Raw genomic sequence first — 21,642 nt, 5'->3', positions numbered from 1 at the left:
TCACGCCTCCGGGATCTCGAACGTGCTGGTGCGCTTCATCCCGGCGGCGCGGCCCTTGCCGGAGATGACCAGGGCCATCTTGCGGCTGGCCTCGTCGATCATCTCGTCGCCGAGCATCGCCGAGCCCTTCTTGCCGCCCGCCTCGGACGTGTAGTAGTCGTACGCGTCCAGGATCAGCTCGGCGTGGTCGTAGTCCTCCTGGGAGGGCGAGAAGATCTCGTTGGACGCCTCCACCTGGCCGGGGTGCAGCACCCACTTGCCGTCGAAGCCCAGCGCCGCGGCGCGCTGCGCCACCGCGCGGTAGCCGTCGATGTTGCGGATCTGGAGATAGGGGCCGTCGATCGCCTGGAGGTTGTTGGCGCGGGCGGCCATCAGGATCTTCATCAGGATGAAGTGGTACGCGTCCGCCGGGTAGCCGGGCGGCTGCTCACCCACGACCAGCGACTTCATATTGATGGACGCCATGAAGTCGGCCGGGCCGAAGATGATCGTCTCCACCCGCGGAGAAGCCTGCGCGATCTCGTTGACGTTGTTCAGGCCCTGCGCGTTCTCGATCTGCGCCTCGATGCCGATCCGCCCGACCTCGAAGCCCATCGTCTTCTCGATCTGGGTCAGCAGCAGATCCAGCGCCACCACCTGCTGGGCGTCCTGCACCTTCGGCAGCATGATGCAGTCGAGGTTCGGGCCCGCGCCCTCGACGACGGTGACGACATCGCGGTACGTCCACTCGGTCGTCCAGTCGTTGACGCGCACCACGCGCGTCTTGCCGGTCCAGTCGCCCTCGTTGAGGAACTTCACGATCGTGTGCCGCGCCTCGGGCTTGGCCAGCGGGGCACAGGCGTCCTCCAGGTCCAGGAAGACCTGGTCGGCCGGGAGCCCCTGCGCCTTCTCCAGGAAGCGCGGGTTGCTGCCCGGCACGGCCAGACAGGAGCGGCGCGGACGCAGCCGGTTGGGCGCGGAGCCGTCGGGGGCGGTCATACGGGAACCTCCAGAGCGGGAAGCGTGTTCGCGGTACGGATTTCATCGACAATACGGCCGATGATCTCCGTGATACCGAAGTCCTTGGGAGTGAATACGGCGGCGACACCCGCCGCGCGCAGCGCCGCGGCGTCCGCGGCCGGGATGATGCCGCCGACGATGACGGGGATGTCCTGGGCGCCCGCGGCGCGCAGCCGCTCCAGGACGTCCGGTACCAGCTCGGCGTGCGAACCGGACAGGATCGACAGACCCACGCAGTGCACGTCCTCGGCGACCGCCGCCGCCACGATCTGCTCCGGAGTCAGTCTGATCCCCTGGTAGACCACCTCGAACCCGGCGTCCCGGGCCCGTACCGCGATCTGCTCCGCGCCGTTGCTGTGGCCGTCCAGACCGGGCTTGCCGACCAGCAGCCGCAGCCGCCCGCCGCCCAGCTCCGCCGCGGTCTTGCCGACCTTCTCGCGGACGGAGGCGAGCAGGGAACCCGCCTCCGCCGCGACCGCGAGTGGCGCGCCCCCCACCCCCGTGGGGGCGCGGAACTCGCCGAACACATCGCGCAGCGCCCAGGACCATTCGCCCGTGGTGACGCCCGCGCGGGCGCATTCGAGGGTGGCCGCCATCAGGTTCTCGGTGCCCGCGGCCGCCTTCCGCAGCGCCGAGAGGGCCTCCTCGGCCCGGGCGGTGTCGCGCTGTTCGCGCCAGGTGTGCAGGGCCGAGACCACCCGCGCCTCGTTGGCCGGGTCCACCGTCATGATGGCGGTGTCCAGGTCGGCGGTGAGCGGGTTGGGCTCGGTGCCCTCGTAGCAGTTGACGCCGACGATCCTCTCCTCGCCGGTCTCGATCCGCGCCCGGCGCTCCGCGTGCGAGGCCACCAGCTGCGCCTTGAGATAGCCGGACTCCACGGCGGACATCGCCCCGCCCATCCCCTGGATCCGCTCGATCTCGGCCTCGGTCTCCTCGACCAGCGCGGCGACCTTGGCCTCGATCACATGGGAACCGTCGAAGACATCGTCGTACTCCAGCAGATCGCTCTCATGGGCGAGCACCTGCTGGATGCGCAGCGACCACTGCTGGTCCCAGGGGCGCGGCAGCCCCAGGGCCTCGTTCCAGGCCGGGAGCTGGACCGCGCGGGCGCGGGCGTCCTTGGAGAGCGTCACGGCCAGCATCTCCAGCACGATGCGCTGGACGTTGTTCTCCGGCTGCGCCTCGGTCAGCCCGAGCGAGTTGACCTGGACGCCGTAGCGGAACCGGCGCTGCTTGGGGTTCTCGATCCCGTACCGTTCCCGGGTGACGCGGTCCCAGATGCGGCCGAAGGCGCGCATCTTGCACATCTCCTCGATGAACCGGACACCCGCGTTCACGAAGAAGGAGATGCGGGCGACCACATCGCCCTTGCGGTCCTCGGGCACCTGTCCGGAGTCGAACACCGCGTCCAGCACCGCGATCGCCGTCGACATCGCGTACGCGATCTCCTGGACCGGGGTGGCCCCGGCTTCCTGGAGGTGGTAGCTACAGATGTTGATCGGGTTCCACTTGGGGATGTGGTTGACCGTGTACGCGATCATGTCGGTGGTCAGCCGCAGGCTCGGCCCCGGCGGGAAGACATGCGTCCCGCGCGACAGGTACTCCTTGACGATGTCGTTCTGGGTCGTCCCCTGGAGCTTGGAGACATCGGCGCCGTGCTCCTCGGCGACCACCTGATACAGCGCCAGCAGCCACATGGCGGTGGCGTTGATGGTCATCGAGGTGTTCATCTGCTCCAGGGGGATGTCCTGGAACAGCCGCCGCATGTCCCCCAGATGGGAGACGGGGACCCCGACCCGGCCCACCTCGCCACGGGCGAGGATGTGGTCGGGGTCGTAGCCGGTCTGGGTCGGCAGGTCGAAGGCGACCGAGAGACCGGTCTGGCCCTTGGCCAGATTGCGCCGGTACAGCTCGTTGGAGGCCTCGGCCGTGGAGTGACCGGCGTACGTCCGCATCAGCCACGGGCGGTCCCGTTCGCGAGGTGAGCCGCTCATCAGATGTCCCGGAAGCGGTTAATGGCGTCGATGTGCTTGGCCCGCATCTCCGGGTCGCGCACCCCCATGCCCTCCTCGGGCGCGAGGGCGAGCACGCCGACCTTGCCCTGGTGCAGATTGCGGTGCACGTCGTACGCGGCCTGGCCGGTCTCGTCGAGCCGGTAGGTCTTGGACAGGGTGGGGTGGATCTTGCCCTTGGCGATCAGGCGGTTGGCCTCCCACGCCTCGCGGTAGTTGGCGAAGTGCGAGCCGACGATCCGCTTCAGCGACATCCACAGGTAGCGGTTGTCGTACTCGTGCATATAGCCCGATGTGGAGGCGCAGGTGGTGATGGTGCCGCCCTTGCGGGTGACGTAGACGCTGGCGCCGAAGGTCTCCCGGCCCGGGTGCTCGAAGACGATGTCGATGTCCTCGCCACCGGTGAATTCGCGGATGCGCTTGCCGAACCGCTTCCACTCGCGCGGGTCCTGGGTGCGCTCGTCCTTCCAGAACTTGTAGTCCTCGGCGTTGCGGTCGATGATCGCCTCGGCGCCCATCTTCCGGCAGATCTCCGCCTTCTGCGGCGAGGAGACGACACAGATCGGGTTGGCGCCACCGGCCAGCGCGAACTGCGTGGCGTAGGAGCCGAGTCCACCACTGGCGCCCCAGATCAGGACGTTGTCGCCCTGCTTCATCCCGGCGCCGTTGCGGGAGACCAGCTGTCGGTAGGCGGTGGAGTTGACCAGCCCCGGCGCGGCCGCCTCCTCCCAGCTGAGGTGTCCGGGCTTGGGCATCAGCTGGTTGGACTTGACCAGGGCGATTTCGGCGAGGCCGCCGAAGTTGGTCTCGAAGCCCCAGATGCGCTGCTCGGGGTCGAGCATGGTGTCGTCGTGGCCGTCGGCGCTCTCCAGCTCCACCGACAGACAGTGGGCCACGACCTCGTCGCCCGGCTTCCAGGCGTTGACTCCGGGGCCGGTGCGCAGCACCACGCCCGCGAGGTCGGAGCCGATCACGTGGTACGGCAGGTCATGCCGCTTGGCGAGCGGGGAGAGCTTGCCGTACCGCTCCAGGAACGCGAAGGTCGAGAGCGGTTCGAAGATGGAGGTCCACACCGAGTTGTAGTTGACCGAGCTGGCCATCACGGCGACGAGGGCCTCACCGGGGCCGAGTTCCGGCACCGGGACCTCGTCCACGTGCAGCGACTTGCGGGGGTCCTTCTCCTTGGTGGTCAGGCCGGCGAACATGTCGGCCTCGTCCTTGCGCACGGTCACCGCGCGGTACGACTCGGGGATGCGCAGTGCGGCGAAGTCCTCGGGTCCTGTGTCCGACGCCAGGATCGCGTCAAGTATTTCGTTCATCGGTGCCTCCGGCGAAGCGTCGCATGGGGACGCTTGAGGGAACGCTGGGCTCGTGACGGGTGATGCTGCTGCTGTGCCGTCGGTTCGGCGGAGGTGCTGCTCGATGGGCGCGGGTAGCGCCGGGGACGCCTGGTGACGCAGACGCTGTCCGGACGCGCAATACGGTTTGCGGGGACAGCCGGCGCGCGGGGTGTGCAGCACGCCGGCCGTCCGGACACCTTCACCGTATGGCACCCTGTGCCACCCCGCAAGACACTGCGTGCCAACAATTTCTCTCAGTTGTCATCCGTGGTGCACGCATGAGCAAGAACGGCCGCCCCGGATGGGGCGGCCGTTGCTGATGGTGTTCGGTTATGTGCGTTTGGTGAGGGCGACGCGGCCGCGGACGAAGGGCGACACCTCGCGGCACGTCCCGCGGAGCGTCAGCGCTTCAGAGCCCGCTCGATGGTGCGCATGACCTCGTTCAGCGGCGCGTCGGTGCGCGCCACCATCACCACTACGTCGTCCTCCTCCTGGGTCGTCACCGCCGCCGACTGGCGCCCCGGGGCGGGGCGTCCGGCGCCGATGCCGGTGCCGAAGGTCTCCCGGACGATGGCGAAGGCGTGGTCGAGCTGGGTCTCCACATCCCCCTCGCCACCAGCCCGCAGCCAGCGCCGCAGTACGTGGTTGTGCGCCGTGACCACCGCAGAGGCGGCCACCTCCGCCAGCAAGGGGTCGTCATCGCCGTCGTGGTGGGCGCCCTCGTCGAAATGGCCCAGCAGATAGCGGGTGAACAGCCGCTCGTAGCGGGCCACCGAGGCGATCTCCCGCTCCCGCAGCGCGGGTACCTCACGGGTCAGCCGATAGCGCTCCACGGAGACCGCGGGGGAGGCCGCGTACATCCGCATGACCTCCTTGATCCCCCGGCACACCGTGTCCAATGGGTTCTCGTGCGGCGGGGCCGCGTCCAGCACGGCCGCGGCACGCACCAGCGTGTCGTCGTGGTCCGGGAAGATCGCCTCTTCCTTGGAGCGGAAGTGACGGAAGAAGGTACGCCGGGCCACGCCCGCTCTTGCCGCGATCTCATCGACCGTCGTCGCCTCGTACCCCTGCGTCGCGAACAACTCCATCGCCGCCGCGGCCAGTTTGCGGCGCATGGTCAGACGCTGGGCGGCGGCGCGGCGGCTTCCCGCGCTCTCACCGCCCTCGGAGGAGTGCGACGAATGCGCGGGCTTGCTACGAGCGGCCTTCACGGGCTGGGACATGTGGGGAACGTAACACGCTTGTGAGTGCCGGTGCGGGGGCGGACTGACAGAGGGCTCCAGCAGGCCGCCCCACCCCGGGTCGTACTCAGCGCCTCGCATACTCGCGGAAGCCGCGCCCGGTCTTGCGCCCCAGGCAGCCCGCCGCGACCAGATGCTCCAGCAGCGGCGCCGGGGCCAGGCCCGGATCACGGAACTCGCGGTGCAGCACCTTCTGGATCGCCAGCGAGACATCGAGGCCGACGACGTCGAGCAGTTCGAAGGGGCCCATCGGATAGCCGCCGCCGAGCTTGATCGCGGCGTCGATGTCATCGGGGGTGGCGTAGTGCTCCTCGACCATCTTCACGGCGTTGTTGAGGTACGGGAACAGCAGGGCGTTGACGATGAATCCGGCCCGGTCGCCGCAGTCCACCGGGTGCTTGCGCACCGCCTTGCAGACCGCGTGCGCGGTCGCCCGGACGTCGTCCGCGGTCAGGACCGTACGCACCACCTCGACCAGCTTCATCGCGGGCGCCGGGTTGAAGAAGTGCATACCGATCACGTCCTGCGGACGCGAGGTGACCCGGGCGCAGGCGATCACCGGAAGCGAGGAGGTGGTCGTGGCGAGCACCGCACCGGGCTTGCAGACCTTGTCCAGCACCCGGAACAGCTCCTGCTTGACGTCCAGGTCCTCGGCGACGGCCTCGACGGCCAGATCCACTTCGGCGAAGGCGTCGAGCGCATCGGCCGGGGTGATCCTGGCCAGCGCGCCGTCCCGGGCCTCCTGGGTCATCCGCCCCTTGCTGACCGAGCGGTCCAGGGACTTGGCGATCCGGGCCTTCGCCTTGTCCGCCTTCTCCTGGGTACGGGCGGCCAGCACCACATCGAGCCCCGCCTTGGCGAAGACCTCGGCGATCCCGCTGGCCATCGTGCCCGAGCCCGCGACGCCGACCGCGCGCACCGGGCGCGCGCCGTCCGTGGCGTGCTCCTCGTCCGCCGTCGCGGCGTCCGGGACCACGGTGCCGCTGCCCGGCGCCTCGTAGGTGTAGAAGCCGCGGCCCGCCTTGCGGCCGGTCAGCCCGGCCTCGGAGAGCTGCCCCAGGATGGGCGCGGGCGCGTGCAGCCGGTCGCCGGAGGCGGCGTACATCGCCTCCAGGACGGTCCGGGCGGTGTCGACGCCGATCAGGTCCAGCAGCGCCAGCGGGCCCATCGGCAGCCCGCAGCCCAGCCGCATCGCCGCGTCGATGTCCTCGCGCGCCGCGTACTTGGCCTCGTACATCGCGGCGGCCTGGTTGAGATAGCCGAACAGCAGCCCGTCGGCCACGAAGCCGGGCCGGTCGCCGAGCGCCACCGGCTCCTTGCCCAGCTCGCGGGCGAGTTCGGTGACCGCCGTGACGGCCGCGGGCGCGGTCAGCACGCTGGAGACGATCTCGACCAGCTTCATGGCGGGTGCCGGGTTGAAGAAGTGCAGGCCCAGGACCCGTTCCGGACGGGCGGATTCGGCGGCCAGCCGGGTCACCGACAGCGCGTTGGTGCCGGTCGCCAGGATGGTGCTCGGGCTGACGACGGCGTCCAGCTCGGTGAAGACCTCGTGCTTGATGCCGTAGTCCTCGGGCACGACCTCGATCACCAGCTGCGCATCGGCCGCGGTACGCAGATCGGTGGAGACCCGGAACCGGGACAGGATGCCGGTCCGCTCCTCCTGGCTGATCCGCTCGCGCTCGACGGCGCGTGACGTGGCGACCTCCAGTGCGGTCACCGCCCGTTGACAGGCGTGCTCGCTGATGTCGATGCCGATCACCTCGCGCCCCGCACGGGCCAGGATTTCGGCGATGCCGGTGCCCATCGTGCCGAGACCGACGACGGCGACAGTAGTGAGCGGGGCCGCAGAGGGGGAGAGATCAGAGGACGGCGTGGTGCTGACGCCGGTGTGTGGGAGACGGTCCATCGCGGACTCCAGAGGGTGTTCCCCGCGGAAGCGGGGATGAAGTGACGACTTGAGGGGAGCTGGCGGTCATGCCGCTGATGCGCTGGGCTCAGGAACGGATGACACACAACTCCGACGGAAGGGCTTGCACGCTCCCTGGCGGACAGCGCCGCACGGAGGAAACTGCCCGTGGGAGACACATGGCGGGCCCTGTCCCGGGGCCATGCCGTGCTGCTGGTACTGCCGAACCGACGTCACACAAGGCGGCTGCGTCACCAGGCCGCCCGAGCAGGGGTACTGCTCGTGTCGTCATATTAACTCTCGGGTAACCAAGATGCCAGAGCGGATGACGAGTCGTTGCGGTGGCGCGGCTCACGGGGAGGGGAGACCTCGCATGGACGACGAATTCCGGACGCTGACCGAGCGGGTACGGGCCTCGCTCACCACACCGCAGGAGGCAGCGGCCCATGCCTCACTGCTCTCGCTGGTACGCAAGGGCACCCCCGCCGCGCGGGAACAGCTCGCCCGCATCCTGGTCGCGCCGGAGCAGCCGCTGTGGGCGCGGGAGACCGCGGCCTTCGTCCTCGGCAGCGCGGGCGACCGCCGGGCCTTCGAAACGCTCGTCCTGCTGCTCAACTACCGTGAGCCCGCCCGCTGTGCGACCGCCGCCCGGGTGCTGGCCCGGCTCGGCGATCCGCGCACCGCGCGGGCCGCCGCCGCCCTGGCCACCAACCCGCTGCGCACCGCCTACTCCCTGCACCCCATCCGGCTGCTGGTCGAGCTGCGCGCCCCCGAGTCGGTGCCCGCCCTGGTCGCCGCGCTGGAGCGGCAGTTGGCCGCCCGGGATCGCCACTGGCCGATCGCCCGGGCCTGTGTGGAGGGGCTGGGCGCGATCGGCGACGAGCGGGCCATCCCGGCCCTGACCGCCGCGGGCACGTACATACGGCTCAGCGCGGCGGCGGCCGCGGCGCTGGCCCGGATCAGCGGGGGAGGGGGCGGACCGGCCGGTGCGGCGGACAAGGCGCACGCACGATGACGGCGTGGCGTGGCTCCGCGTTCCCGCTCCGGCGGCCCTCAGCCGGCCGCCGGGTCCAGCCGCAGTGTGTAGCGCACCTCGGGTACGGACACCCCGTCCACCTCGTACGCCTCCGCTCCGCCGTCCGGTGCGAACCCGGCCCGCTCGTAGAAGCGGCGGGCGCGGGCGTTGTCCCGCAGCACCCACAGCCGCAGCCGGGGGAAGCCCCGCTCGCCGACCCGGTCCAGGGACTCACCGAGCAGGGCGCGGCCGAGACCGGTGCCCACCAGCGCGGGGCGTACGTAGAGCGCGTACAACTCGGCGTCCCCGGTGGGCACATCGCCGTCCCGGTACGGGCCGAAGCAGCACCAGCCCACCACCGCACCGCCGTTCGCCTCCGCCACCAGGTTGACCACGTCCCCCACACCCCGTGAGAAGAACTCCCGCCGCCGCTCGGCGTCCTCCTCGACGCTCATTCCGTCCAGATACGACTGCGGCATCAGCCCCGCGTACGCGTCCTGCCAGCCCCGCACCCGTACCGCCGCCACGGCGTCGATGTCCGCCTCGGTCATCTCCCGTACCCGTACCCCGTTCATGGCGTCCACCGTAGGCGGCATGAGTGCGTCGTTCACCGGGACCATCGCTCACAACAGGGTCAGCTGGGCCGGTTCCGGTGCGGCGGGCGGCTCGGGCTCATGTGCGGGGAGATTGCGGTGCGCGCCCGGTTCGTAGGGCCCGATGCCGTACTCGGCGGCCAGGTCGTGGACCATGCCGGTGATCCGCCGCTGGTACCACTTCGGGGCGTAGGCGCCGCCCTCGTACAGGGCGTCGTACCGGCGCAGCAGCCGTGGGTGGTGCTCGGTGAGCCAGGCGGTGAACCACTCGCGGGCGCCCGGCCGCAGATGCAGCACCAGCGGGGTCACCGAGGTCGCCCCGGATTCCGCGATGGCCCGCACGGTGGCGCGCAGCTGCTCGGGGGAGTCGCCGAGGAACGGGATCACCGGGGCCATCAGCACCCCGCACGGGATGCCGTGGGAGGTCAGGGTGCGCACCACGTCCAGCCGCCGCTCGGGGGAGGGGGTGCCGGGCTCGACGGTGCGCCACAGCTCGCGGTCGGTGAAGCCCACCGAGACCGAGACGCCGATGTCGGTGACCCGCGCGGCCCGGCGCAGCAGCTCCAGATCGCGCAGGATCAGCGTGCCCTTGGTGAGGATCGAGAACGGGTTGGCGCGCTCGGCCAGGGCCGAGAGGATGCCGGGCATCAGCTGATAACGGCCCTCGGCCCGCTGATAGCAGTCCACATTCGTGCCCATGGCGATGTGGTCGCCGCGCCAGCGGGGCGAGGCCAGCTCCCGGCGTAGCAGCTCCGGGGCGTTGACTTTCACCACGATCTGGGAGTCGAAGCCCAGCCCGGTGTCGAGATCCAGATAGCCGTGGGTCTTGCGGGCGAAGCAGTAGACGCAGGCGTGGGTGCAGCCGCGGTACGGATTCACCGTCCACTCGAAGGGCATCCGGGAGGCGCCCGGCACCCGGTTGACGATCGAGCGGGCCCGGATCTCGTGGAAGGTGATGCCGCGGAACTCCGGGGTGTCGAACGTGCGGGTGGTGACCGCGTTCGCCGCGAACAGGGCCGGAGCGCCCGCTTCGGTGTCGTTGGTCAGGTTGTCCCAGCGCATGGCACGCACCTCCGGGTCTCGCTCGTACCGTAATAGAACACATGTTTCATTCGGTTCCGTCAACCCTGGATTTGGGTGGTCGCCCCGGAGGTGGTTGGCTTGCCGCAGCCAGGGGCGCGGCGGTCAGCCGGGCGCCGCACCGGTTCACGGTCGACACGGAGGAAGAGCAATGGGGCAGGTCGAGGCCACCACGGAGCGCATCGTCACGGGCAAGCCCGAGGATGTGTTCGACGCACTCGCCGACTACCGCGAGACCCGCCCTCGGCTGCTTCCGCGGCACTTCAGTGAGTACGAGGTGCGCGAGGGCGGCGACGGCGAGGGCACCGTGGTCCACTGGAAGCTCCAGGCCACCAGCAAGCGGGTGCGCGACTGTCTGCTGGAGGTCTCCGAGCCCACCGACGGGCAGTTGGTGGAGAAGGACCGCAACTCCTCGATGGTGACCACCTGGACGGTGACCCCGGCGGGCGAGGGCCGCTCCCGGGTCGTTGTCACCTCGGTCTGGAACGGGGCGGGCGGCATCGGCGGCTTCTTCGAGCGGACCTTCGCCCCCAAGGGCCTCGCCCGTATCTACGACGAGCTGCTGGAGAAGCTGGCGGCGGAGGCCGTCGCCCAGGGCTCCGAGTAACGCCCCGCTTTCACGCCTGGATTCATGTGGCCGCGGCCGGTCCGCCTCGTCAGGGGACGGCTGCCGCGGTCACCGGTTCGGGTGGTTTCCCCCTCGGTGCGGCATAACGCCCGCACACACTCTCACCGGGGAGAATGTCCCCTCATCCCCCTCATCGACGATTCGTCGTGGTTTGCCGGTTGTGACGCGTAATGCGAGAAATGGGCGGCGGCGCAGGCGTGATGAGGGGAGCAGGACGTGGGCCAGACCACCGGGACCACCTTGGCGAAAGGGGCGGGCGGGGCCGGGGAGGCCGACGGGCACGGGCCCGCGGACACTCCCGCCTCCGGCTACGCGCCCGCCCCGGTCCTCGAGGCGGACGGCCCGCCGCCCCCCGCGGCTGATGGCCCTGCCGCGGCGGCCCCGCTCAGTCCGGCCCGGGTCCGGACGGTCTTCTTCGGGCTGATGCTGGCGCTGCTGCTCGCGGCGCTCGACCAGACCATCGTGGCCACCGCCCTCCCCGAGGTCGTCGGTGAACTCCACGGTCTGGACAAGATGTCCTGGACCGTCACCTCCTACCTCCTCGCCGTCACCATCGTGCTGCCGCTTTACGGCAAGCTGGGCGATCTCATCGGCCGCAAGAGCGTCTTCATCTTCGCGATCGTCGTCTTCATCGCCGGGTCCGCGCTGGCGGGCTGGTCGCGCACCATGGAGGAGCTGATCGTCTTCCGCGCGGTCCAGGGCGTGGGCGCGGGCGGGCTGATGATCGGTGTTCAGGCGATCATGGCCGATATCGTGCCGCCGCGGGAACGCGGTCGCTACATGGGGCTCATCGGTGCCGCGTTCGGCCTCGCCTCGGTGGCCGGACCGCTGATCGGCGGCTTCTTCACCGACCATGCCTCCTGGCGCTGGTGCTTCTATGTCAACGTCCCCTTCGGCCTGGTCACTTTGGCCGTGGTGGCCATGGTCCTCCGGGTGCCCGAAGCGCCCCGCCGGGCCCGTTTCGACTTCCTGGGCGCGCTGTTCCTGTCGGTGTTCTCCACCTGCGCGGTGCTGCTGACCAGTTGGGGCGGTACGGAGTACGCCTGGGGCGACCGCGTCATCCTCGGGCTCGCGCTCGGCGCCCTCGGCTCGGCGGTCCTCTTCGTCGTCGTGGAGTGCATCGCCCCCGAACCGATCATCCCCATGCGGCTGTTCCGCGATGCGGTCTTCTGCGTCAGCGGGCTGATCGGCGCGGTCATCGGGGTGGCCCTGTTCGGCGCCGCCAGCTATCTGCCCACCTTTCTCCAGATGGTCGACGGGGTCTCGGCCACCGAGTCCGGTCTGCTGATGGTGCCCATGATGGGCGGCATGGTGCTGGCCTCGATCCTCTCCGGCCAGCTCATCAGCGCCACCGGTCGGTACAAGGTCTTCCCCGTCCTCGGCGGTGCGATCTCGGTGGGCGGCATGTGGCTGCTGTCCCGGCTGGACGAGGACACCTCCCGGCAGGACTACAGCCTGTGGATGGGCATCCTCGGACTCGGCATCGGGCTGGTGCTGCCGGTGCTGGTGCTGGCCGTCCAGAACTCCGTGCCCGCCGCCGACCTCGGCTCGGCCACCAGCGCCAACAACTACTTCCGGCAGATCGGCGGCAGTGTCGGCGCGGCCGTCTTCGGCACGCTCTTCGCCAACCGCCTCGCCGACCGGCTCACGGTCGAGCTGCCCTCCGGGGCGGCATCCGGCCGGGGCGGGGACGCGGCCGGACTGCCCGACCCCGAGTCGGTCACCCCGCAGGTGGTGCACGCCATGCCGGGTCCCCTCCGCGACGGGTACATCGCGGCGTACGCCCACGCCATGCCGCGGATCTTCCTCTATCTCGTGCCGGTGCTCGTCCTGGGCTTCCTGCTCGCCTTCCTGCTGAAGGAGAAACCTCTGGTGTCCCACACCGACTTTGCCGTCCAGCCAGACCCCGTCGTACCGGCGGCGCGCACGGGCACGGCGCCGCGGCACGCCGCCGCCTCCGCCGCGCCGCCGCCCACCGCGGGCGTCCCGGTCTGCGGCACCGTCCAGCACCACGACGGCACAACGGTTCCGCGGGCCGCCCTCACCCTCATCGACGTGGGCGGCCGTCAGATCGGGCGCGGTGCGAGCGGCGAGGACGGCCGGTACGCGCTGAGCACACCGGGCAGCGGTTCGTACGTCCTGATCGCGGCGGCCGGCGGGCACCAGCCCCGGGCGGTCAGTGTCACGGTCGGCGAGCGCCCGGTCGAGCTGGACGTGGTGCTGGGCGGCGCGGGACGGCTCGCCGGGGCCGTACTCACCGCGGACGGCACCCCGGTCCGGGAGGCCACGGTGACCCTGACCGACGTACGCGGCGAAGTGGTCGCCTCCACCCGCAGCGGCCGCGAAGGCGGCTATGTGATGGCCGAGTTGGTGGCGGGGGAGTACACCCTCGCCGCGAGCGCCCCCGCGTTCCGCCCGGCGGCCCTGCCGGTCACCGTGCAGGCCGCGCGGGAGACCCGGCAGGACATCGAGCTGGCGGGCGGTGCGGTGCTGCGCGGTGTGGTCCGCGCGGGCGGCGGCCGCCCGGTGGAGGACGCGCGGGTCACGCTGCTGGACGCGGCGGGCAATGTCGTCGACACGGCCACGACCGGAACCGACGGCGCCTTCCGCTTCATCGACCTGTCGGCGGGCGAGTACACGGTGATCGCCGCGGGCTATCCGCCGGTGGCGACGGTGCTCCAGGTGGCGGGCGGCGGCCGTACCGAACGCGACCTCCAGCTGGGTCACGAGGACTGACGTCCCGTCTTCGACGGCTCGTCGGCGCCGCCGGGAAGCGACCCCCGACCGGGGTGCCCCGGCGGCGTTCGCGTTCCCCGGATGCCGGGGCCCCGCGCGGACCGGGTCCGTATTCCGGGCACGGCGCCGGACGGTCCGGGGCGCTCCCCCGCACATGACACCTATTCGGGTATTGCCCCCCACGGGCGGCCATCACGGTCGTACGGTGAGGAGCGGTGTCGGAGATCTTGCGTGCGAAGGAGCTTGCGCCGATGGAGCATGGCACGTCGCACGGCGACGACGAGCGGGGCGGCGCGCCCGCCGTGCCGCGGCGGCGTGGCGCCGTACCGGGGAGGATGCCGCTCGCGGTGGTCGTGGTGGACACCGAGGGGCTGGTCACCCACTGGAGTTCGGGGGCGCGCAGGCTCTTCGGACGCGCCCGTGACCAGGCCGTCGGCCGTCCCGCGGCGGATCTGATGCCGGTCTCGGGCGCGTTGCGCGGCGTGGACGTCCCCGGTGACCACCCCGGTCTCGAGGAATCGCGACACGGACCGGTCCGCTATCCGACCGCGGGCCGCGCCCGGATGGGGGACCCGGCGCGGCATCGGGCCGATCTGCTGTGGTGGGCGTATCCGCTGGTGGGGCCGGGGCCTGAACGGCTGCTGGTGCTGGCGGCCGACACCGCCGCGCTCGGCGCGGAGGCGGCGGGATCCGGCGCGGACACGGCAGGGGAGCAGCAGCGGTTCACGCCCGGCTTCGCGCTGCACACCGAGTTCCCGGACGCCGAGCGGCTGGCGGGCCGACTGCCGGACATCCTGCCCAATATGGGCCCGGCCGCGATCGGCCGGATCGTGTCCCAGGTCCTTGACCTCGGCTATCCCGTCCTGGAGATCAGCCACCATGAGCGGGTGCCGGTGACCCCGGACTGGGGCATGCCCCGCTACCGCGAGCGCCAGGCGCGCCAGGAGGCGGTCCGGCAGCGCGTGGAGATCACGGACGGCGCACGGCCCCATCCACACAGCCTCGTTGACTCCCAGGCGCCCGCCCCGCTCGCCGAAGCCGAGGAGATCGACCTCGAACACGCCGCGGTCCGCGAACGGTTGGAGTTCCTCAACGAGGTCAGCGGCCGCATCGGCAGCTCCCTGGACCTCTCCCGTACCATCCGCGAGGTCACCAGCGCCGCCGTCCCCCGCTTCGCGGACTTCGCCGGGACACATCTGCGTGCCCAGGTGCTCGCGGGCGAGGGCTTCCCCGACGGCCCGCCCGACGTCACCACCGTCTGGCACCGCGTCTGGGTCGAGCACAACGACGAACCGGGCCGCTGGGACGACACGGTGCCGGTCGGCGAGAGCATCGCCTTCCCCGAACACACCCCGTTCTTCCAGTGCATGGTCACCGGTGAGCCGGTGCTGATCCCGCACCTCGGCGAGGAGATCGGGGACCGGATCGCCGGACAGTTCGAGAAGCGCGATCTGCGACCGCTGATCAACGGCCGATCGGTGCTGATCGTGCCGCTCAAGGCGCGCAATGTGGTGCTGGGCTTCATGGTGCTGCTGCGCCGTCCCGGGCGGGAGCTGTTCGACGACATGGACCGGACGACCGGCGCCGAACTCGCCGCCCGCGCCGGTCTTGTGCTGGACAACGCCCGGATGTACACCTTCCAGGAGAACGTCGCCGAGACACTCCAGGACAGCATGCTGCCGCAGGTCACCCCGCGGATGGCGGGCTGCGACACCGCCACCCGCTATCTGCCCGGCACCCGGCTCGGCCGGGTCGGCGGTGACTGGTTCGACAGCATCAAGCTGCCCGGTTCGCGCACCGCCCTGGTGGTGGGCGACGTCATGGGACACGGGCTGAACTCGGCCGCGATGATGGGCCAGTTACGCACCGCCGTGCAGACCATGGCCGCCCTCGACCTGCCGCCCGCCCAACTGCTGCGCAACCTCGACGACCTGGCGCAGCGGCTCGGCGAGCACTATCTCGCCACCTGTCTGTACGCCGTCTACGACCCGATCCGCTCCGAGCTGCTGATCGCCAACGCCGGTCATATCCCGCCGGTGCTGGTGCGCGCCCGGGACGGCCGCAGCGAGCTGCTGGAGCTGCCGACCGGGGCGCCCATAGGGGTCGGCGGAGTGCCGTTCGAGACGGCGCGGGTCACGGTGGCGCCCGGCGACCGGCTGGTGCTGTGCACCGACGGGCTGGTCGAGGTGCGCGGCCAGGACATCGGGGCGGGGCTCGCGGCGCTGTGCGAATCCGCCGCGCATCCGGCCGCGTCCATGGACGACGCCTGCGACACCATCATCCGCGCCCTCAACCCCCGCGATGGCCGCAAGGACGATGTGGCGCTGCTGATGGCCCGGTTGAACGGCATCCCGGCCGACCATGTCGCCCAGTGGCGGCTGGCGCTGGATCCCCAGGAGGTCGGGCGGGCCCGTCGGCTGGTCCGGGAGCGGCTGGACCGCTGGGGGCTCGGCGAGGCCGCGGGGACGGCCGAACTGCTGGTGAGCGAGGCGGTGACCAATGCGATACGGCACGCCCACACCCACCATGTGGTGCTGCGTCTGGTGCGTACCGAGGCGCTGCTGTGCGAGGTCTCGGACGACGACCACGAACTGCCCACGCTGCTGAGCGCGGGCCGCGAGGACGAGTGCGGCCGGGGGCTGCGGGTGCTCAGCGCGCTGGCCCGGGAGTGGGGCACCAGCCGTTCGGGGCGCGGCAAGACCGTGTGGTTCGAGCAGGCGCTGCCGCGCCCGGCGGTCTGAGCGTGCGGACATGGCGTGAAGGATTCCGGGGGAGCGGACCGTTGTGCGCCGCAACACTTGTCCGCTCCGGGCGGTGGGAGTAGGCAGCGGGCAGCACGTCATGGTGTCGGCCGAGTCGGACCCGGGGAGCGGCGATGAGCGTGTCGGAGCGCTACAGGCAAGCGTGGGAGAGCTACTGGAAGGAGACCTCGCAGGAGCCGGGGGAGGCCATCTGGGACGCGGATCCGTCGCTGAGCGCGGCCCCGCACATGGAGCTGCTGGAGCCGTACGCGGACCTCTCGCTGCCGATCGTCGACCTCGGCTGCGGCAACGGCACCCAGACCCGCTATCTGGCCACCCGCTTCCCCCGCGCCATCGGCGTGGACCTGTCCAGGGCGGCCATCGAACACGCACGGGGCGCCGATACGGAGCAGGTGGCGGAGTTCGACCAACTCAACCTGACCGACACCGAGCGCGTACGGGAACTCCACGAGCGGCTGGGCGACGTCAACGTCTATATGCGCGCCGTCATCCACCAGAGCGACCCGCCCGACCGGCGGCCGGTCGCCGAGGCGGTGGCCACCCTGCTGGGGCGGCGCGGCCGGGCGTTCGTGGCCGAGCTGACCGAGGAGTCCAAGACCGTTCTGCGGAAGGCCGCGCAGGCCCCCGGCGGCCCGCCGACGAAGCTCCGCCGGGTGTTCGACCACGGCCTGCGCCCCGCCGACGCGCGAACCGCGGAGATACCGGAGCTGCTGCGCGAGGCGGGCCTGACGGTGCCGGCCCACGGGCTCACTACCTTGCCGCAGACCGAGTACTGGCCGGACGGGACACGGATCGACCTGCCGGCGCAGTGGTTCGTGGTCGCCCCGGCCGCTCGGCGCGCAGGGTGATGACCGTGGCCGCACCGAGGGAGCCCTCGGTGGGAATCTCACGGACCGTGGTGGCACGCCCGCCGATGAGGCGCCGCAAGGAGGCCGGGCCGGGCTGTAGCCGACCCCGCTCGAACAGGATGAGGCTCACCTCGGCCCCGGAGGCCGGCGCCATCCGCCGGTACTGGCCGAAGGTGACCGCGTCGCAGCCGGAGTACCAGCCCATGTCGGGCTCGTAGCCGGTGACCAGCAGACAGGGGCGGTCATCGGCGAGCTGCCGGGCCACGGCGAGGGTCGAGACGCGTTGGGCGGTCGGGCCCGGCATCGCTTCGTGCGCCACGTACTGGGCGGTCGCCGGCACGGTGACGGCGGCGAGGGCGGCGAGGGCGGTGAGCAGGGTCGCGGACCAGCGGCCGGCCGACTCGGCGAGGGTCTGTACGCCGAGGACGGTCAGCAGGACGACGGGCAGGTAGACGAAGCGGGGCTCGCCGTCCGTGGCCAGGCCGAGCAGTACGAAGGTGAGGACCGCGGCCAGGCCGAGAAACACCCGGCGCCGGTCGCCGGGCCGCGACGTGGCCGCCCCCGTACGCCGGGCGCCGCGACGCCGCCGGATCGCGGCGCCCAGGCCCCACAGCCCCGCGGCCATGACGACGCCGCCGAGGTCGCCGGCCAGCCGGTACGGGAAGACGGCCAGGTAGTACACGAGACCGTCGCCCACATAGGCCCGGCCGGCATGCTCGGTCGCGGAGAAGATCAGGCCGAGGGGGCTGCCGGTGACCTCGGTGGCGTAGATGAAGTGCGGTACGAGCCCGGCGAGCAAGACGCCCGCGCCCAGGGCCAGTCGACGCCCTTGGGCCAGCCAGGCCCGGGGACCGTAGGCGAGGACCGCGGCGACGGCGACGGCCGCGAGGGTGCCCACCACGCCGTACCGCAGATAGAAGGCCGCGAGTGCGGGGAGGGGCACCAGCGCCAGTGCGCGTGAACCGGGCTTCTCCTGTGCGCGGACGAGCAGCCAGACCACGATCAGGAGCAGGCCCGTGGCGCCGATGTCATTGAGGAACAGTGGGACGCGGCGCAGGAAGCCCAGCCCGCTGAGGAGCAGCAGCGCCACCACCACGGCCCGTCGGGGAGTGGTCAGCCGAGCGGCGACCACATACGTCGTGGTGAGGGTGAACAGGGTCAGGAGCAGTGCCGTCACCCGCAACGCCCCGACGTCGTGGTGCACGGCCAGGGCGATCCGGCCGAGCGCGGGGAGCCCCACCGGGCGGTAGCTGCCCCAGCCCGCGTCCGGGGTGCCGTCGAGCCAGGAGCGGGCCTTGTTCGCGTACACCGCCTCCTCGTGACCGATCAGCGGCTCGTGGTCCTGAAGACCGGCCCACACGGCGGCGGCCAAGGCCAGGACCGCGGCGGCACCCGCCCACGCGGGTATCCGCCTCAGCCGGTCGATGGCCCGAGTGACCACGGGCGGTGGATCGTTCGCCGCCCGCGGGCCCCTTCCGACGAGCAGCCACGCCGGGGCCGCGACCGGCAGCCAGGGCCAGGGCTGCCCGCCGGCGACGCCCACCGCGTGCAGCACCTGCTGTACGACGGCGGCGAGCGTCGTCACCACGGCCACCACCAGAGCCACCCGTCGGCCACGGGGCCGCGGCCGCACGGAGGTCTCCGGAGCGCCGCGGACCGAATCGGGGCTGAGGACAGGGGCGGTGGTCATAGGTCACCTCAAGGGCCGTAAGGGCAGGCGGGGAACGGCCCGATGCTCACCCGGAGCTGCTGAGACGACGCTGAAGGATCCTGAAGTCCTCTTCAGGGACGGCGGGAACGGCTGTGGATACTGAGGCGGTGCGGCTACTGGTGGTGGAAGACGAGGAAGGGCTCGCGGTCGCCCTGAAAAGGGGCCTGGCAGCGGCCGGATACGCGGTGGACGTGGCCCATGACGGCCTGGTCGGCCTGCACATGGCGCGCCAGAACCCGTATCAGGCGATCGTGCTCGACATCATGCTGCCCGGCCTGAACGGATACCGGGTCTGCGCCAGGCTCCGGGCGGAGGACATCGAGACGCCCATCCTCATGCTGACCGCCAAGAACGGCGAGTACGACGAGGCCGAGGCGCTGGACACCGGCGCCGACGACTTCCTGGCCAAGCCCTTCTCGTATGTGGTGCTCGAGGCCCGGCTGCGGGCCCTGCTCCGCCGCGGAGGAGCCCGGACCCGCACCGTGCTGCGCATCGGCGACCTGTGGATCGATCCCGCCAACCGGTCCAGCGGCCGCGGCGATGTCCGGATCGCACTGACCGCCAAGGAGTTCGCGGTGCTCGAATGCCTCGCGCGGCGGGCCGGTGAAGTCGTACCCAAGATAGACATCGTCGATCAGGTCTGGTCGGCGGATTTCGAAGGCGATCTCAACATTGTCGAGGTGTATGTGAGCGCCCTGCGCCGAAAGATCGACACACCCTTCGGCCGCGCGTCGATCGAGACGGTCCGGGGCATCGGCTACCGGATGACCGGCCATGGCGTCTGAAGCGCCGGACAGCCGGGCGGCACGCCCGCGGCGCAAGGCGATCACGCCGCGGGTACACGCCGCCGTCCGGGCCGGACTCACCGCGACCTGGCTGCTGATCGCGGCCACCGTGTGTCTGCCGTCCGTGGATGTCATGGAGCTGGTACGGAGGCCCGAGGTCGGGGGTCCGGCCGTCATGCTGATCGTCGGTGCCGCGGTGTGGGCGTTCACGCGGCCCGCCCGACGGGCGCTGTCCCTGCGACTGCGCTTCGCGCTCGTGGTCGCCGCCGCCACGGCCTTCCTCTTCGCCGCCGAACTCTGGTGGTCGGTCGAGACCGGCGGATCCGCGTTCGGGTACCTGGCCGGCCTCGGGTGGGGCCTGGCGTTCTGGGGATCCCTCGTCGTCGTGACCCTTGCCGTCACCGCGTGGACAGCGGCGGACCGGGCGCTGCGCCCCGTCGAGGCCATCCGCCGGGATCTCGAGGACATCACGGCCCGGTCGCTGGGCCGTCGGGTGCCGGTCTCGGATTCGGCCGATGAAATCGCCCGGCTCGCCCGCAGTATCAATACGACCCTGGACCGGCTGGAGCGGGCGGCCGAACTCCAGCAGCGGTTTGTCGCCGACGCCTCCCACGAACTGCGCAGCCCCCTCGCCGGGCTGCGGGCCTCCCTCGAATCGTCCCTGACGCACCCGGACGGCGTCGACTGGGAGGCCCGGGTACGCGACGCCCTGCGGGACATCGTGCGGCTTCAGAACCTCAGCCACGACCTGCTGCTGCTGGCCCAGTTGGACGGCGGCGCGCCCGCCGCCGACATGAAGGTGAACCTCACCGACCTCGCCCACGATCTGGTCGTGGAACACCGGCATCTGCGCCACCCCCGCCCGCTCGACATCCGCTGCGCCGTCGACGACCCGTCGGCCTGGGTCCGGGGCAGCGACCCCCAGCTCGAACGGCTGCTGCGCAATCTGCTGGGCAACGCCTGTCGTTACGCCCGCACCACGGTCGAGGTCACGGTCGGTACCGAGTGCCGCGAGGGCGGGGAAACCGTTGTGTTCGAGGTCCGCGACGACGGCCCCGGAATCCCCGCGGCGGACCGGGAACGGGTCTTCAAGCGCTTCAGCCGGCTGGAGGACGCCCGCACCCGGAAGTCCGGCGGAGCCGGGCTCGGCCTGGCCATCGCCCGCGAGATCGCGGTCCGCCATGGCGGCACCCTCCACTTCGCGGACACCACGCACGGGGCATGTGCCGTCGGGCGACTGCCGTCGGCCACGGCCCCGAGCGGCGACACATGAGTCCGGTGTCTGCGCGGGCCGCAACCATGGCGAAGGGCGTCTGTTGGTTCGTCGACGACCATGTGGCCCCCCGCGTCGCCGGATCGGCCGACCCCGCTGACGGTCAGGTCAGTCCCACTGCTCGTCCGCGAGGGAGCTGACCGGCTGCGGCTTGCCGATGACGGCCAGGGCGATGAAAAAGTTGATCTGGCCGATCGCGATGGTCAGGGTGGCCAGCGCCTTCTCGTCGTAGTGCTTCGCCACCTCGGTGTACAACTCGTCGGAGACGCGCTCCTTGCCGTGCGGGGCGGGCTGGAGCGTGGCCTCCACCAAGGCGAGGGCGGCGCGCTCGGCGTCGGTGAAGTACGGGGCGTCCTGCCAGGAGGACACGGCGGTGATGCGCTCCTCGAACTCTCCGGCCTTGCGCAGGAAGCCGGTGTTCAGGATCGTCAGGTAGGTGTTGCCGACGATCTGTCCGGCGCGCAGGTGGACGAGGTTCATCGTGGTGCGCGGCACCGACTGGTTGCCCGTGGCCCGGAAGAGGGCGGCGCTGATGTCGTTCAACTCGGGCACGAACTCGGCCGGGTTGGGCATCCGGGAGATGGAGGTGTTCGTCATGGCTGCGCTCCTTCGTTTCCGCCTGGTTGGCGTCTTCACCACACTGACGGAGCGGCGTACGCAGATGTGACAGGAATCCGGAAGAGTTCTCCGGCGTGCTCCGGACCTGGTGACAA

General features: G+C 71.2%; 16 protein-coding genes. 7 read left to right on the top strand and 9 right to left on the bottom strand.

Annotated elements, in window-relative coordinates:
• The 5 genes from AC4BEG_RS06925 to AC4BEG_RS06905 form a co-directional block, all read right to left on the bottom strand.
• Positions 1-978: an HpcH/HpaI aldolase/citrate lyase family protein gene (locus AC4BEG_RS06925; RefSeq protein ID WP_490705028.1), complete on the bottom strand. Its 978-nt coding sequence runs from the start codon at positions 976-978 to the stop codon at positions 1-3.
• Positions 975-2,993, bottom strand: a complete 2,019-nt coding sequence (locus AC4BEG_RS06920; protein ID WP_490705027.1) for a protein meaA — start codon at positions 2,991-2,993, stop codon at positions 975-977. Before AC4BEG_RS06920 ends, AC4BEG_RS06925 begins: the two co-directional genes overlap by 4 nt.
• A complete protein-coding gene (gene ccrA, locus AC4BEG_RS06915) occupies positions 2,993-4,330 on the bottom strand; it encodes a crotonyl-CoA carboxylase/reductase (protein ID WP_490705026.1) in 1,338 nt (445 codons plus the stop codon). The genes AC4BEG_RS06920 and ccrA overlap by 1 nt, the downstream gene beginning before the upstream one ends.
• 422 nt (positions 4,331-4,752) lie before the next feature.
• Positions 4,753-5,574, bottom strand: a complete 822-nt coding sequence (locus tag AC4BEG_RS06910) for a TetR family transcriptional regulator (protein WP_490705025.1) — start codon at positions 5,572-5,574, stop codon at positions 4,753-4,755.
• Between the two features lie 85 nt (positions 5,575-5,659).
• Positions 5,660-7,396 (bottom strand): 3-hydroxyacyl-CoA dehydrogenase family protein, encoded by a 1,737-nt coding sequence (locus tag AC4BEG_RS06905; RefSeq protein WP_490707002.1) that lies wholly within the window; start codon positions 7,394-7,396, stop codon positions 5,660-5,662.
• Between the two features lie 475 nt (positions 7,397-7,871).
• Here AC4BEG_RS06905 and AC4BEG_RS06900 point away from each other — a divergent pair, with 475 nt between their 5' ends.
• Complete coding sequence (locus tag AC4BEG_RS06900) at positions 7,872-8,513, top strand: HEAT repeat domain-containing protein (protein WP_490705024.1); 642 nt, start codon at positions 7,872-7,874, stop codon at positions 8,511-8,513.
• Between the two features lie 38 nt (positions 8,514-8,551).
• Here the strand turns inward: AC4BEG_RS06900 and AC4BEG_RS06895 are convergent, their stop codons facing one another.
• Together AC4BEG_RS06895 and AC4BEG_RS06890 are read right to left on the bottom strand one after the other, a co-directional pair.
• The gene (locus AC4BEG_RS06895) at positions 8,552-9,133 is read right to left on the bottom strand and encodes a GNAT family N-acetyltransferase (protein WP_490705023.1); all 582 of its coding nucleotides are present in this window, start codon (positions 9,131-9,133) and stop codon (positions 8,552-8,554) included.
• Between the two features lie 3 nt (positions 9,134-9,136).
• Positions 9,137-10,168: an Rv2578c family radical SAM protein gene (locus tag AC4BEG_RS06890; RefSeq protein ID WP_490705022.1), complete on the bottom strand. Its 1,032-nt coding sequence runs from the start codon at positions 10,166-10,168 to the stop codon at positions 9,137-9,139.
• 169 nt (positions 10,169-10,337) lie between these two features.
• On the opposite strand from AC4BEG_RS06890, the gene AC4BEG_RS06885 reads away from it, so the two are divergent.
• From AC4BEG_RS06885 to AC4BEG_RS06870, 4 genes are all read left to right on the top strand, one after another.
• Positions 10,338-10,793, top strand: coding sequence for an SRPBCC family protein (locus AC4BEG_RS06885; RefSeq protein WP_490705021.1), 456 nt, complete (start codon positions 10,338-10,340; stop codon positions 10,791-10,793).
• A 237-nt stretch (positions 10,794-11,030) separates the two neighbouring features.
• The gene (locus AC4BEG_RS06880; RefSeq protein ID WP_490705020.1) at positions 11,031-13,550 is read left to right on the top strand and encodes an MFS transporter; all 2,520 of its coding nucleotides are present in this window, start codon (positions 11,031-11,033) and stop codon (positions 13,548-13,550) included.
• Positions 13,551-13,801: 251 nt separating this feature from the next.
• Positions 13,802-16,291, top strand: coding sequence for an ATP-binding SpoIIE family protein phosphatase (locus tag AC4BEG_RS06875; protein WP_490705019.1), 2,490 nt, complete (start codon positions 13,802-13,804; stop codon positions 16,289-16,291).
• 134 nt (positions 16,292-16,425) lie between these two features.
• On the top strand, positions 16,426-17,160 hold the full coding sequence (locus AC4BEG_RS06870) for a class I SAM-dependent methyltransferase (protein WP_490705018.1): 735 nt from the start codon (positions 16,426-16,428) through the stop codon (positions 17,158-17,160).
• Here the strand turns inward: AC4BEG_RS06870 and AC4BEG_RS06865 are convergent.
• Entirely contained in the window at positions 17,063-18,850 is a 1,788-nt protein-coding gene (locus AC4BEG_RS06865) for a glycosyltransferase (protein WP_490705017.1), read from the bottom strand. The genes AC4BEG_RS06870 and AC4BEG_RS06865 overlap by 98 nt on opposite strands.
• Positions 18,851-18,978: 128 nt before the next feature.
• Between AC4BEG_RS06865 and AC4BEG_RS06860 the strand changes: the two genes are divergently transcribed.
• The gene (locus tag AC4BEG_RS06860) at positions 18,979-19,656 is read left to right on the top strand and encodes a response regulator transcription factor (protein WP_490707001.1); all 678 of its coding nucleotides are present in this window, start codon (positions 18,979-18,981) and stop codon (positions 19,654-19,656) included.
• Positions 19,646-20,929, top strand: coding sequence for a sensor histidine kinase (locus tag AC4BEG_RS06855; protein ID WP_490705016.1), 1,284 nt, complete (start codon positions 19,646-19,648; stop codon positions 20,927-20,929). The genes AC4BEG_RS06860 and AC4BEG_RS06855 overlap by 11 nt, the downstream gene beginning before the upstream one ends.
• A gap of 108 nt (positions 20,930-21,037) precedes the next feature.
• Here AC4BEG_RS06855 and AC4BEG_RS06850 read toward each other — a convergent pair whose 3' ends face one another.
• Positions 21,038-21,526, bottom strand: a complete 489-nt coding sequence (locus AC4BEG_RS06850) for a carboxymuconolactone decarboxylase family protein (RefSeq protein ID WP_490705015.1) — start codon at positions 21,524-21,526, stop codon at positions 21,038-21,040.
• Positions 21,527-21,642 lie beyond the last annotated feature (116 nt).

The organism is Streptomyces sp. JLBJ103, assembly GCF_058215575.1.
Note: the sequence above shows the minus strand (reverse complement) of the source record. Positions and strands in the feature narration are given on the sequence as shown.

Bases quoted from the DNA above. Each gene is read 5' to 3' on its own strand.
- AC4BEG_RS06925 (WP_490705028.1), bottom strand. From the start codon at position 978: ATGACCGCCCCCGACGGCTCCGCGCCCAACCGGCTGCGTCCGCGCCGC.
- AC4BEG_RS06920 (WP_490705027.1), bottom strand. From the start codon at position 2,993: ATGAGCGGCTCACCTCGCGAACGGGACCGCCCGTGGCTGATGCGGACG.
- ccrA (WP_490705026.1), bottom strand. From the start codon at position 4,330: ATGAACGAAATACTTGACGCGATCCTGGCGTCGGACACAGGACCCGAG.
- AC4BEG_RS06910 (WP_490705025.1), bottom strand. From the start codon at position 5,574: ATGTCCCAGCCCGTGAAGGCCGCTCGTAGCAAGCCCGCGCATTCGTCG.
- AC4BEG_RS06905 (WP_490707002.1), bottom strand. From the start codon at position 7,396: ATGGGCACCGGCATCGCCGAAATCCTGGCCCGTGCGGGGCGCGAGGTG.
- AC4BEG_RS06900 (WP_490705024.1), top strand. From the start codon at position 7,872: ATGGACGACGAATTCCGGACGCTGACCGAGCGGGTACGGGCCTCGCTC.
- AC4BEG_RS06895 (WP_490705023.1), bottom strand. From the start codon at position 9,133: ATGGTCCCGGTGAACGACGCACTCATGCCGCCTACGGTGGACGCCATG.
- AC4BEG_RS06890 (WP_490705022.1), bottom strand. From the start codon at position 10,168: ATGCGCTGGGACAACCTGACCAACGACACCGAAGCGGGCGCTCCGGCC.
- AC4BEG_RS06885 (WP_490705021.1), top strand. From the start codon at position 10,338: ATGGGGCAGGTCGAGGCCACCACGGAGCGCATCGTCACGGGCAAGCCC.
- AC4BEG_RS06875 (WP_490705019.1), top strand. From the start codon at position 13,802: ATGGAGCATGGCACGTCGCACGGCGACGACGAGCGGGGCGGCGCGCCC.
- AC4BEG_RS06870 (WP_490705018.1), top strand. From the start codon at position 16,426: ATGAGCGTGTCGGAGCGCTACAGGCAAGCGTGGGAGAGCTACTGGAAG.
- AC4BEG_RS06865 (WP_490705017.1), bottom strand. From the start codon at position 18,850: ATGACCACCGCCCCTGTCCTCAGCCCCGATTCGGTCCGCGGCGCTCCG.
- AC4BEG_RS06855 (WP_490705016.1), top strand. From the start codon at position 19,646: ATGGCGTCTGAAGCGCCGGACAGCCGGGCGGCACGCCCGCGGCGCAAG.
- AC4BEG_RS06850 (WP_490705015.1), bottom strand. From the start codon at position 21,526: ATGACGAACACCTCCATCTCCCGGATGCCCAACCCGGCCGAGTTCGTG.